The organism is Cognatitamlana onchidii (assembly GCF_004804355.1).
Taxonomy (GTDB): domain Bacteria; phylum Bacteroidota; class Bacteroidia; order Flavobacteriales; family Flavobacteriaceae; genus Cognatitamlana; species Cognatitamlana onchidii.
The window spans coordinates 12,954-25,613 of record NZ_SRWZ01000001.1 but is presented as its reverse complement, the minus strand read 5'-3'; the positions used below and the strand labels follow the sequence as shown (position 1 = coordinate 25,613).

The 12,660-nt window shown below is 35.5% G+C and carries 12 protein-coding genes and 1 tRNA gene; 9 read left to right on the top strand and 4 right to left on the bottom strand.

Annotation, left to right across the window (positions count from 1 at the left end):
• Positions 1–95 precede the first annotated feature (95 nt).
• The 7 genes from E5D58_RS00125 to E5D58_RS00095 all read left to right on the top strand — a co-directional run bounded on the left by E5D58_RS00125 (position 96) and on the right by E5D58_RS00095 (position 9,141).
• The gene (locus tag E5D58_RS00125) at positions 96–1,286 is read left to right on the top strand and encodes a carbohydrate porin (protein WP_136479808.1); all 1,191 of its coding nucleotides are present in this window, start codon (positions 96–98) and stop codon (positions 1,284–1,286) included.
• 44 nt (positions 1,287–1,330) lie between these two features.
• Positions 1,331–3,046, top strand: coding sequence for an amidohydrolase (locus E5D58_RS00120; protein WP_136479807.1), 1,716 nt, complete (start codon positions 1,331–1,333; stop codon positions 3,044–3,046).
• Positions 3,047–3,179: 133 nt separating this feature from the next.
• Positions 3,180–5,030, top strand: coding sequence for an amidohydrolase (locus E5D58_RS00115; protein WP_168796600.1), 1,851 nt, complete (start codon positions 3,180–3,182; stop codon positions 5,028–5,030).
• A gap of 212 nt (positions 5,031–5,242) precedes the next feature.
• Entirely contained in the window at positions 5,243–6,001 is a 759-nt protein-coding gene (locus E5D58_RS00110) for a transporter (RefSeq protein WP_136479805.1), read from the top strand.
• A gap of 85 nt (positions 6,002–6,086) precedes the next feature.
• Positions 6,087–6,977, top strand: coding sequence for a SphA family protein (locus E5D58_RS00105; RefSeq protein ID WP_136479804.1), 891 nt, complete (start codon positions 6,087–6,089; stop codon positions 6,975–6,977).
• A 162-nt stretch (positions 6,978–7,139) separates the two neighbouring features.
• Positions 7,140–8,186: a BamA/TamA family outer membrane protein gene (locus tag E5D58_RS00100; RefSeq protein WP_168796599.1), complete on the top strand. Its 1,047-nt coding sequence runs from the start codon at positions 7,140–7,142 to the stop codon at positions 8,184–8,186.
• A gap of 16 nt (positions 8,187–8,202) precedes the next feature.
• The gene (locus E5D58_RS00095) at positions 8,203–9,141 is read left to right on the top strand and encodes a cation transporter (RefSeq protein ID WP_136479802.1); all 939 of its coding nucleotides are present in this window, start codon (positions 8,203–8,205) and stop codon (positions 9,139–9,141) included.
• A gap of 62 nt (positions 9,142–9,203) precedes the next feature.
• On the opposite strand, the gene E5D58_RS00090 is transcribed toward E5D58_RS00095, so the two are convergent.
• A tRNA-Lys gene (locus E5D58_RS00090) sits at positions 9,204–9,276 on the bottom strand.
• 141 nt (positions 9,277–9,417) lie between these two features.
• Between E5D58_RS00090 and E5D58_RS00085 the strand changes: the two genes are divergently transcribed.
• Complete coding sequence (locus E5D58_RS00085; protein WP_136479801.1) at positions 9,418–9,942, top strand: shikimate kinase; 525 nt, start codon at positions 9,418–9,420, stop codon at positions 9,940–9,942.
• On the opposite strand, the gene E5D58_RS00080 is transcribed toward E5D58_RS00085, so the two are convergent.
• Together E5D58_RS00080 and E5D58_RS00075 are read right to left on the bottom strand one after the other, a co-directional pair.
• Positions 9,934–10,437 (bottom strand): phosphoribosyltransferase family protein, encoded by a 504-nt coding sequence (locus E5D58_RS00080; protein ID WP_136479800.1) that lies wholly within the window; start codon positions 10,435–10,437, stop codon positions 9,934–9,936. The two genes, E5D58_RS00085 and E5D58_RS00080, sit on opposite strands and share 9 nt — an antisense overlap.
• A gap of 29 nt (positions 10,438–10,466) precedes the next feature.
• Positions 10,467–10,838: an RNA-binding S4 domain-containing protein gene (locus E5D58_RS00075; RefSeq protein ID WP_136479799.1), complete on the bottom strand. Its 372-nt coding sequence runs from the start codon at positions 10,836–10,838 to the stop codon at positions 10,467–10,469.
• A 153-nt stretch (positions 10,839–10,991) separates the two neighbouring features.
• Here E5D58_RS00075 and E5D58_RS00070 point away from each other — a divergent pair, with 153 nt between their 5' ends.
• Complete coding sequence (locus E5D58_RS00070; protein ID WP_136479798.1) at positions 10,992–11,951, top strand: FKBP-type peptidyl-prolyl cis-trans isomerase; 960 nt, start codon at positions 10,992–10,994, stop codon at positions 11,949–11,951.
• Positions 11,952–11,985: 34 nt separating this feature from the next.
• Here the strand turns inward: E5D58_RS00070 and E5D58_RS00065 are convergent, their stop codons facing one another.
• Positions 11,986–12,624 (bottom strand): porin family protein, encoded by a 639-nt coding sequence (locus E5D58_RS00065; protein WP_136479797.1) that lies wholly within the window; start codon positions 12,622–12,624, stop codon positions 11,986–11,988.
• Between the last annotated feature and the right edge of the window lie 36 nt (positions 12,625–12,660).

Here is a 12,660-nt window from a genome sequence, read left to right as displayed (position 1 = left end):
GAATTACGTAATATGTAATTTCAATGAGCTTGCCAACAGTTTTTGTTAAGGTCTTTACAAGCAATACATATGTAATAACCTTTCAAAACTAGACCATGGAGAAGAAAAAAAGAACCATTGAATTTACCATGCTATTCATTTTTTATATTTTCTTATCGGGAAATATAAATGCGCAAGAACCATTAGATTCATTAGATACGCATTTAAAACCACATGTCTTAGAGGCCATTCAATCTGAAAAATTAGAGTACAAACCCAAAGGCAAAACCAATTTTGAACATTGGATGTATACCCAAAAAAAACATGCGTTTATGGGGTATTTAGGCTCCATAGCTCAGGGAGGCTATTCAGGTAACATGTCTGCAAATACTTGGCATTATGATTTAGGGGCTTTGTATCAAGGTAAATTGGTAGAAACTAAAAATTATAAAATGAAAGGGCATGCTTGGGTAGAGCATACCAATCTGGTTGCGGGGAGTGATCCTAAAACCTTTGCCAAACAACTAGATATGTTTACGGTGCCCAACGCTAACGACGAGACAAGTTCGGGATTATCGCTCGAGTATTTGCATATAGAAAACTTCTTTTTTGATGGGCTTTTAGATATTACCGTAGGTAAATTAGAACCTACGTTTTATATGTCATTTACTAAGTATAGTGCGTGGGATAAGTTAACCCTGTTTAGTAAAACGGCGTCTTCTGATCCAGTTCCCGATATGGACGCAGCTTTTGGTGTGTACGCCGAGGTAAATTTTTCAGAGTATTTTTCAGTTGGAGGACAAGTGTTAGATGATAATCCAAGAAATGATATTTTAGATGTGGGTAATTTTTTTGGAAAAACCACATATAACTGGCAAGGGTTTTTGCGTTGGGCCATTCCTTCAAAAAACAACTATTATAGTTATCATTTGTTTAACGTGTATACCAATCCACAAAGTGCAGATAAAGCTTCTGGTAGTGGTTGGATGTATGTAGGAAATCAAGGTGTGTCAGACAATTTAATTTTAACCTTAAAGTTATCCAATGGTCATGGTAGAATTTTAAAATACAATGGCGCTTATACTGCAGGTTTTATTTTAAACAATCCGTTTAGTCGTATAGGTGACCAAACCGGAGCCGCATTTGTAGTGAATGAACTAGGTGGAAAGTATGAATATGGCATTGATACGTTTTATGAAGTCTTTTTGCAAGATTGGATAACTTTTGCGGGAAGTTTACAAGGGTACTATACCATGTCCGAAAACATAGCAGTAATTCCTGGTTTAAGATTATGGATAACGTATTAAATCGAGAATAAAATGTAACAAGCGTATTTTAAATCCAAAAACAAATGAAAAAAGCAAATACCTATGCCGTATTACTATTATTAACTATAGCAATATTTAGCTGTAAATCTGAACCTAAAAAAGAGGCAGCTGATACCGTTTTTACCAATGGAAAAATTTACACTATAAACGAAGCACAACCTTGGGCTGAGGCAGTGGCCGTTAAAGAGAATAAAATTGTTTTTGTCGGTTCTTCAGAAGATGCCAAAGCCTATACAGGAGAAAATACAAAGGTCACAGACTTAAAAGGAAAAATGGTACTTCCAGGTTTTGTGGATGCACATATTCACTCTGTTGGAGGAGGCATGATTGCTTCAGGCATAGACCTTCAAACCGATGATAAGGAGGAGTTATTTATAAGACTTAAGAAGTATATTGCTGATAATCCTGAACTTGAAGTGATAAGAGGATATGGCGTAAGATTTAATATTTGGAATGAAAATTGGCCAACGGCGGCCATGTTAGATGATATAGAGTCAGAAAAACCAATTATACTTATTACAATTGATGGTCATGGTGGTTGGGCAAATTCCAAAGCTCTAGAAATGGCCGGTATTGACAAAGATACTCCAGAACCAGCTCCAGGTTTTTCATTTTTCCTAAGAGACTCACAAGGAAACCCAACAGGATGGATTATAGAAGTACCTGCCTATTTGGAAGTGTTATTAAAGCTTGATGACATTTTAAGTGTAGAAGGTCTTAAAAAAAATACAACATCAGTATTTCAAAGATTTGCAGCTGCAGGATTAACCAGTATTCAAGATTTAGGTATGGGACCGCTTCCCGGGTTTGAGGTGTTGACGGAGCTAGAAAAAGAAGGTAATTTATTAACACGGGTACAAGGCGTGTATTACTGGAATGATAAAGATATTGACCCTATTCCTTTACTTCAGGAACTTAATTCTAAATACAATACAGAATTAATTAAAGCCAATCGTTTAAAAGTAAATATGGATGGAGGTGATGATAAACACAATGGGCTTTATGTTGAACCGTACTCAGATAAACCAAATTTAGTACCAGAACCAATAATACCCTATGAGGTTATTAATGATGTTGTAAAAAGAGCCGATGCGCTTGGTTTTGACATATCATGTCATTGCTTTGGAGATTTGGCTGTACGTAAAATGCTAGATGCTTATGAACTGGCCATAAAAGAAAATAAATCTTGGGATAGACATCATACCATAAATCATGGTGTTTTAATCCATGAAGATGATTATGCAAGATTTGGAGAATTGGGTATTGCCTATGAAACTACAGGAGCGTGGATGAGTTATGACCCTTTAAATAAAACTATTGCAACCAAAAGATTAGGAGCAGAAAGAGTGAGTAACTATTTTCCTGTTAATGAGATTGATAAATCTGGAGGCCTTGTGGCCTTTGGTTCAGATTGGCCAGCATCTGGTTATGTGTCCGAATACAGGCCTTTAGTAGCCATACAATCTGGTATAACCAGGCAATTACCAGGTCGTGAAAACGAACCACCATTAGGCGGAGAAGCAGCAAGAATTCCTTTAGAATTGGCCTTAAAAATGCAAACTATTAATGCAGCAAAAGCCATTGGAATGGATAAGGAAGTAGGTTCATTAGAGGTAGGTAAGAAAGCAGATTTAGTCATTTTAGAAAATAACCTATTTGATATTGATGTGTATGACATTTCAAAAACAAAAGTTGTTGCTACCATGATGAATGGAAAGTATACTTATCAAATGCAATAGTCATTAATGATAAAAAATTTAATAATAGCTACTATAGAGAAAATAAATAGCTTAAAATAAATTTAAAAAATAATTAGGGTTTAAAAGATAAAACAGCCCTGTTATGTATAGAACCGTAAAAAACATAATAGAAATGAAAAAAGTAGTTGTATTATTCGTAATGATGTTTGCAATAATCTTAACAAGTTGCAAAACTGAAACAAAAAAAGGGCCAGCCGATATGGTGTTTACCAACGGTAAAGTATATACCTTAAACGATGCTCAAGAATGGGCAGAAGCCGTAGCTGTAAAAGACAACAAAATTGTTTTTGTAGGATCTTCAGAAGACGCTAAGGCGTATATTGGAGAAAGCACAAAAACCACCGACTTAAAAGGTAAAACCATGATGCCTGGTTTTGTGAGTGCACACGATCACTTAATAGCATCTTCTTGGGTGTCTTTAGGCGTTCAAATTTATGACGCAAAGGATAGAGCAGAGGCTTTAGCCATGATAAAAAAATATGCGGATGAAAATCCAGATAAAAAAGTAATTCAAGGTATCGGTTGGGACACCAATATGTTAGGTGGTTATCCCACGGCCAAAGATTTAGATGCATCCGTACCAAATCGTCCTGCATTTATTTTAGATAATACCATTCACGATGCATGGTTAAATACAGCTGCTTTAACGGCTGCAAACATTACTAAAGATACTCCAGATACCGTTCCAGGTGTGACTTTTTGGAAACGTGATGCCGAAGGAAACCCTACAGGAATTGCTATTGAAATTCAATGGTTTGAGGCTTATGGACAGATTGCTTGGGATCCTGAAAATATGATTCGTGAAAGTGCAGAATTACTTTATGGTATTGCTGCTGCCAATGGAACAACAACATTTTTAAACCCAGGAATTGTTACGCCAAACATAAAAGATGTGCATGGAGGTATGGAAAAAGACTTTGTTGTGGCCATGGATATTTTAAAAGAATGGGAAGATAAAGGTACTTTAAAAATGCGTACAGTGGCACTTCCAATGTATAAAACTGCGGTTGGAGACCCTCAAAAGTTTGTAGATTTTGGGGCTAAAATGAAAGACCGATATAAGTCTGATAAATTAATGGTAACCAGTTTAAAAATCCACCCTGAAGGCAATACCGTTGCTGGTACTGCACCGCATTTTGAAAATTATCAAGGAACTGACCAAAATGGATCATTTAATGTGCAACCAGAAGAGACTATGGCTATTATTACTAAAGCTGCGGAAGTTGGTTTAGATGTTATGGTTCATACCGATGGTGATCGTTCATCTCATGCTGCTGTAGAAGCTATTTTAGCAGCACGTAAAATAGACCCAAACAACCGTAGTGCCTTACATCATGCCATTTACGTGAACCCTGAAGATCAGCAACGTATTATTGATAATAAAATACCTGTTAACTCTACACCTAACTTTACCAATACCTTCGGAAATGGTGATAAAGATAATATCAGAATAAGAGGTTTAGAGCAAGTAAATAGTCAGCTTGGGCGTTACCCACATTTCGCTAGAAACGGTGTTAGAGTCAGTATTTCTGCCGATGTACCTAGTACACCTTCTATTATGCAAGGACCGTTGTTTGTTGCTCAATGTGCAGTAACTTTAAAAGATGCTTCAAACCCTGATGCTACCGCATTTCCTGAAAACAGAACACCAATGACGCTTAAAGAGGCCATTAAAGCCATTACTATTGATGCCGCGTGGCAATTACAAATGGATGATAAAATAGGTTCTATTGAAGAAGGAAAGTATGCCGATTTAGTCATCTTAGCAGAGAATCCCTTTGAAGTAGATAAGCAATCACTCAAGGACATTAAAATTGAAGCTACTATTATGGATGGGCAATACACGTACACAGCCGATAATAGAACAGCTTTAAATGAAGCAATTAAGGATATGCAATTTCCTGCCATGCCTGCCGAATTAAAAGGTTGTGGTCACGGCATCCATGAAGCACATATGCACTAAATAATGGAGACAGAAAACAAAAAGAATTGCATAACATCTATGCAATTCTTTTTGTTTTAATAATAAGCTAAGACCTGGTTTAGTTTTTGAAAATCAGTAGGTTGGTTCTGATTCAGTCATAAACTAATATCTGAAATAAAAAATTTATAATTTCTTTTAGGGGTTTTTAAAGGTAACCACCCTGTTATAAGTGAAATATAAAATATAAAGTAATGAAAAATTTAAAAAACTTAATCGTTCTACCATTGTTATTATTAATGTCTTTAGTAACATTTGCTCAAGAGGAAGACTCCATTGACGCATCAAAACCAACCAATTTCTATTCTTTTGTTGATAATACTTTGGAATATTCTAGTCAAGAGAATCAAAATGTTATGGGGTATAGGGGTAAATTAACATTGGCACCTTCTGCAGAACACCTTGTACTTTTTGAAGCCCCGCTGTTGTATAATGATAGGACTGAAAAATTTGGCCTAGGAGATTTAAGAGCTAGATACTTTTGGTTGCCATATAAAAATTATGATAAAACTATTGGCGCCTTTGGACCTTCAATTGATGTGTTTGCACCAACAGGTAGTTTTGAAAATGGTTTGGGATCTGGGCGTTGGATAGTGTCTCCAGGAGTTACGGTTGGTATTATGGCAGCAGATTGGATTCAGTTCTTCCCAATTGCCTCGTATCAATATGCTAGTAAGCCCGTGTATGATAATCCTATACCAGCTGCAGATATGGCTACTCACGGACTCTCTTTTCAAGTTATTACACCCATCGTATTCTCTGAAAAATTCTTCGTACAGCTTACACCTGTTTTTAAAATGAATAATTTCAATGATGAGCGTAATGATCGATTTGAACAAGAAGCTTTTGCAGCATATTCATTAAATCCAAAAATGCAATTAACAGCTTTTTATAGCGGTAAATTTGAAGATAAAAACCATACGGTAAGTGCCGGTTTGTCCGTGTTCTTTTAATGTGTAAATCAACCTAAATAATTAAAAAAGTTTCTGTGTATGCCTAAGGCGGCGCAGAAACATTGTTTTAAATACCATATTTATTATGAAACTTAAACTATGTTTTGCCAGCCTATTTATTTTTGCAGCCATTCAACTACAAGGGCAAGTGGTAACGGGGCATTACGGCCCAGGATTGTTTGGATTACGGTCCGCTCATGGATTTCCCACGGATTGGTCTTATGTGAATGTAACCCACATTTACTACGCTGCCGAAATGAAAGATAATGATGGGAAGATTTCTATTTTAGCTAAGCCCATTAACGTTATTGCCAATATTAGTGGCGGTATTTGGGGAACTAAATTGGATAAAATTAATGCTAATTATAATGCAGCTGTTATTCTACCTTTTACAAATTTAGCGCCTAATCCAGAAACTCTCGAGTTAGATCCCAACAATATAGGTTTGGGAGATATTAAGGTGATACCCTTAATGCTAACATGGAATTTTAAGCAATTTGCAGTAAATACACGATATGCCTTTTGGGCACCTACGGGGAGTTATGATATGAACTCCAAAAGCAATAAAGGAAAAGGGTTTTGGTCTCATAATCTAGGCTTAGGAGGAACCGTTTATTTAGACGCTAAAAAATCTTGGAATGTAAGCTTAATGAATACCTTTGAGTTTAACGGAAAACAAAAGGGAACTAATATTACGCCAGCGCCATCGTATGTTGCAGAGTATGGAATAGGTAAAACATTTGATGAAGCCTTTAATATGGGGGTTATTGGATATACCACTAAGCAAATTGGAAAACAGAAAGGAGGAACCATTCCTGCAGGCTTAAATAATTATCAAGTTAGTGCTGTAGGTATGGAGTTTAATTATAGAACAAAAAGCAAATGGGCTTTTATTACAAGATGGTATTTAGAGTATGATGGTGTTAACAGACCAGAGGGGTCTGCCATTCGTTTTATTTTCTTAAAGAATTTTTAATAAATAAAACTTGGCTATTACCTTATTATAAGCTTGCTTTTTATCTATCTTAACGTCAAATTTTAAATGAATAATAAGACAACTCGAGTAAAGTTAAAATTTTGCACATTGCTCCTAATGTGTTTTTGTCAGTATAACTCAAACGCGCAATGGTTTAGCGACATGTTTGTATCTCCAAATGACGGAGCTATTGACGCCAGTGGCTTTTTAAATTCAACTACAGGTTTTTTACCAGTGCCCATTTTAATAACCGAACCTGCGGTTGGTTATGGTGGTGGGTTGGCTATAGCGTATTTTCATAAAAAAAGAGATGATAAAGAAGCAAAAGGTTTATCGCCCACGGTTAGTGTTCTTGCCGGGGCCTTAACAGAAAATGGAACATGGCTGGCTGCTATTGCGCATCAGGGATCATATGCTAAAGATAGAATTAGATATTTGGGTTTTTTCGGGTATTTAGCTCCTAAATTGGCGGTGTATTTTGGGCCGAATGATATCTTAGAAGGTAAGTTTAACTTCGATTTAAATGGTTTTGCCACCATGCACGAAGTACTATACAGAGTAAAAAAGGAAATTCCTTTTTTTGCAGGAGCAAACTATACCTTCTTTACGAATACGGTAAAATTTGATACAGGCATTAATATTCCCGAGTTTGAAACTTTTGAACGCGATACGAATTTGGCAGGGATGAATGCCTCATTTTTATGGGATAGTAGAGATAATTCGTTTACTCCAACAAAAGGTATTATGAGTGGTTTAGAAATAGGAAGATTCGCTACCTATTTTGGAGGTGACACAAATTTTTGGAGCATATCTTCTAGAACCTATGCGTATGTTCCCATAGCCTCAAAATTGTTTTCAGGCTATCGCTTGAATGTAGCTTCTAAAACAGGCGATGTTCCCTTTTATGCTTTGCCAGATATTAGCCTACGCGGTATACCAATGATGCGTTATCAGGGTGCCAATAGTTATACCATTGAGACGGAATGGCGTTGGAATTTATATAAGCGATGGAGTGTAGTTGGATTTGTGGGTATGGGAGAAGCTATGAAGGATTATAGTCAATTGGGCAAGGATATTAAGGCTGCCGGCGGCTGCGGGTTTAGGTATTTATTAGCAGAAGATTATGGTTTACATGTAGGTATCGATGTGGCACGAGGTCCAGAAATTTGGGCTTGGAATTTAACGGTTGGAAGTAATTGGTTTAGATAATATCTTTAAAAGATCTATGTTACAAAGAGAAGTCTTAGAAAAAAATGAGATAACAGGCTTAAAAGCGGGTGTATTTGCGAATATATTTATGGCCATAGCGGGCTGGTATACTTATTCCATAACAAATTCTGAGGCCTTACTTTTAGATGGAAATTTTTCATTTATTGCTGCCATTTCCACATGGGTAGCCATAATGATTGTTAAAGTAAAACACGGGCGAACTAAAGTCTTTCCGTATGGCAGGTACTTTTACGAGTCTTTTTTCGTGTTTTTCAAAGGTTTATTAATACTGGGTATAACCATTGGAGCTTTGTTTCAAAATAGTATTAAAATTATTGATTTTATTAACGGAGAGCAATTTCAAACGTTAAATCCAAAACCAATATTATTTTATAGTGCCTTAATGGGTGTTATTTGCATTGCATTGGCGTTCTACTATAAGCGAAAAAACAAAGATATTGGAGGTGTTAGTTCTATCTTGGATGTAGAGGGTAAAACAGCTATGATTGATGGTTTTTTGTCTATAGCTGTAGGAGCCGCTTTATTTTTAACAACACTAGTGCCAGTAAATTCAAAATTAAGCTTTTTCCTGTATATTGGAGATGCTATTATTGTTATTTTGTTGGCTTTGTATTTAGTGGGGATTCCCATTAAAATTATAAGGCAAGCCTTTGTAGAAATGGGAGGTGGGGTTATTCAAGAGGAAGAAGTTAGGTTACATATTGTAAATGTCTTAAAAGAAAAATTACCAGAAGCATTTAATATGCGTGCTCACTATATAAGTAAAACAGGAAGTGGTTACTTTATTGTGGCTTACCTTTCTCATCAGCAGGACTTGGTATCAATTAAAGATATTGATTGGGTAAGACGTACTATTTTAGAAGAACTAAAGCCTAAGTATCATAACATTGAGGTAGAATTGATTTTGGGTCAAGAAGAAGAGTCTACGGAATGAGGAACATCTTAAAAAAACACTTAAAAGGAAAAAGCCTGAAACAATTGTTTCAGGCTTTTCTGTGACCGGGCTGGGGCTCGAACCCAGGACCCTCTCCTTAAAAGGGAGATGCTCTACCAACTGAGCTACCAGGTCATTATTTCAAGCTATCTTGTTACCGTTAGCGGGTGCAAATATAAAACCTATTTTTAATTAAACAAGTCTTTTTTTAAAGATTTTTTCGTTTTTTTGCAGCACTAAAACCTATGTTTTTAATAATCAATTTATAACGTAAAAATGACCATTGTATTAATTGGATATATGGCTTCTGGAAAGACGTCTGTTGGAAAAATTTTAGCTCAAAAATTAAACTATAAGTTTATAGACTTAGACGATTTTATTGAGGAAAAGGAACATGCGACCGTAAAAGATATTTTTAAAAACAAAGGAGAAATCTACTTTAGAAAGGTAGAAACGCAGTATTTAAATGAACTTTTGGCTCTGAGTAACGACAATATCGTCCTATCATTGGGAGGAGGGGCTCCTTGCTTTGGAAACAATATGAATGAGGTCCTTGATTCCAGTACGGCTACTAGTGTTTATTTAAAAGGTTCAGTCCCTTTTTTATCCAACAAACTAATCAAGAAAAAAATCAAGCGCCCGTTAATTGCTCATATTGAAACAGTCGAGCAAATGACAGAATTTGTAGGGAAACACTTGTTTGAGCGTATCCCGTTTTATAGTAAGGCAGAAAAGCATGTGCTTATTGATAACAAGTCGAAGCCAGAAATTGCAGAAGCAATAATAGCTCAGTTATTCTAAGACAACCTCATAGTTTTTTCCTTCTAAAACCACTTCTACATGTTCATGAAGCGAGGTGGATAACGAAATGCCTTTAAAGTCTGCTTTTACAGGGTATTTCTTGTGGTTTCGGTTTACTAAAACAGCTGTTTTAAACTGCTTTAATGGCACATCTAGAAAATGCTTAACACCATAAATTAAGGTGGTTCCAGAGTTAAGAACATCATCAATTAAGACTAAGGATTTGTTGGCATAAGAGTCTTTGGAAAGCGATGTTGATATAGGTTCCCACGGATGGGATTTGTCTATAGTGACTTTACACAAAACGGGGTCTATATTAGAGATGTTTTTAAGTATTGTTTTTAATTTTTTTGCCAATAAATACCCATTTTTATCTATGCCAGCGAGAACAACTTCATTTTCATCAACATTACTCTCATAAATCTGAAATGCAATACGTCTTATTTTATGGTTAATTTCGTTGTGATTAAGTATCACATTATGCTTTGCCGTCATATAAGCCTGTATAAAATTAAAAGATAAAATTACTCATTTTCTATAGTAAAATCATCAATATCTCGCCTATCTTTTTTTGTGGGGCGCCCAGTTCCTTTTTTTCGATAATAATCCTTAGAGAATTTTAAAAGTTCTTGTGCTTCAAACTGCTCTTTTGGGGTTATGTCGGTTCTATAAATATCTACTAATTTGGCTCCAACTCTGTTAGGCGGAATATCATTAACTTTAAGCTTATAGTTAATTTGGTTTTTTCTAAGCTCAATGGTGTCCGTGGCATAAACTTCCCGACTTGGCTTAGCAATGTCTTGGTTAACCTTTACCTGTCCTTTTTTACACGCAGTTGTCGCTAAGGTTCTTGTTTTGTAGTATCTAACACACCATAAATACTTATCTATTCGCATATAATTATTGCTAAAACAACGTTAATGTTATGGTACAAGATTATTTTAAAATTGTATCTTGCGCGATCAAAAATAAGCAATAAAAGGGATTGCATGATAGAAATCAAATTTGAATTTTAGTATCGTACAATCTTAATATAACCCAAATAAGAGATGAAGTTGATAAATTTTACCAGAACTGGATTATTAGTAATAAGCCTATTATTAGGATTGGTATCTTGTAAAAATGATGATAATGGAGGAATAGCACCTATTCCAGCTAGGGATAGAGATGAACAGCAAAAAGCCGATAAAGATTCTATAATTGCATATTTAGATAGCCATTATTATAATTCTAGTTATTTTGATGGGTCTAATCCGGATGCCAGTTCAAAAGATTTGGTGATTACAGAATTGATGGAAGGCGAGGACGTACCAGAGGGGCATAGGTTATTGGCCTCAGATACCATTATACGCAAGGCGACTTTTGCAGACACGAGTTATGAGATTTGGTACATAGATTTAAATGATAAAAAGAATGATCCAGAGCCATCACCAACATTTGCAGATAATGTATTGGTAACATATGAAGGTTTTAAGTTTGATGGCGAAGTATTTGATAGCACTATAAATCCGGTTAATTTCGATTTGCTTGAGTTAATTCCGGGTTGGAGAAAGGTATTGCCAAATTTTAAAGTAGCAGAAGGTTATGTCGAGAATGAAGATGGGACAGTAAGTTATCAAAATCATGGTGTTGGGGTTATGTTCATTCCTTCGGGATTGGCATATTTTTCTTCCGGACAGGGTATTATTGATGCCTATGAGCCAATTAACTTCAAGTTCGATTTACTTCAAAAATATGAAAATGATCATGACAACGATAATGTACCGTCATATAAAGAAGATTTAAATGGTGATGGCGAATTCACCTTAAATTCAAGTCCAGACGTCATGGATGGCGATGATACTGATAATGATAGAACACCGGATTTCGCCGATAACGATGATGATGGCGATGGGGTGCCTACTATTAATGAAGATATTGATAAAGATGGAGACCCAACCAATGATATTGGTAAAAATGGTATTCCTAAATATTTAGATCCCGAAGAAACAGAATCAAATGGATTGTAAAAATAGAAGCCTCGCATTTGCGAGGCTTTCTTTATTATAAGATAATAGATAAACTTAAAATTAGTTGACTTGGCCTTGTGTCAATTCGGTTTTGGGTATTAATAATGTTGTCATCTATAAATGTAGCTTCATTCTTGCTAAATCCTCGTTCATATCTTAAATCCACACCAAGTTTTTTAAGATTAAAACCTACCCCAAAATTCAGACCGGCAGAAAATTCTTTTTCAATGTCGTTTATATTAATTCCAGAAAACTCCGAGTCTAAAATGTATTGAAACGATGGACCCGCAAATATACTTAGCGGACCAATAATGCGCACTCCAACAAGCAACGGAGCGTCTAGTTTTTGCATTTTAAAACGATCTTGATCGTAATCACTTTTTGTATTGGTATAAACCAATTCAGGTTTAAAATAGATGCTATTTCCAATTTTGCCAAATACCCCTAAATGAAAACCAGCATTGCTACTTGGATTTTTATAGGTATTCGTAACGGATTCAAAGTAATCGCCATTTGAGTTGTAATTTAAGCCTCCTTTTATTCCAAAACCATTAGAGGTTTGGCTGTAAGTACTATTAAAAAAAGAAAAGACTGCTAAACAAAAAAATAGGTTTCGCTTTTTGGAACATTTAATTTTTAAGGCGTAGGTCAGGATATTTTTAAATAGTTTCATAAGATTTGATTTAAGTTGTTTTACTAAATCAAAAAC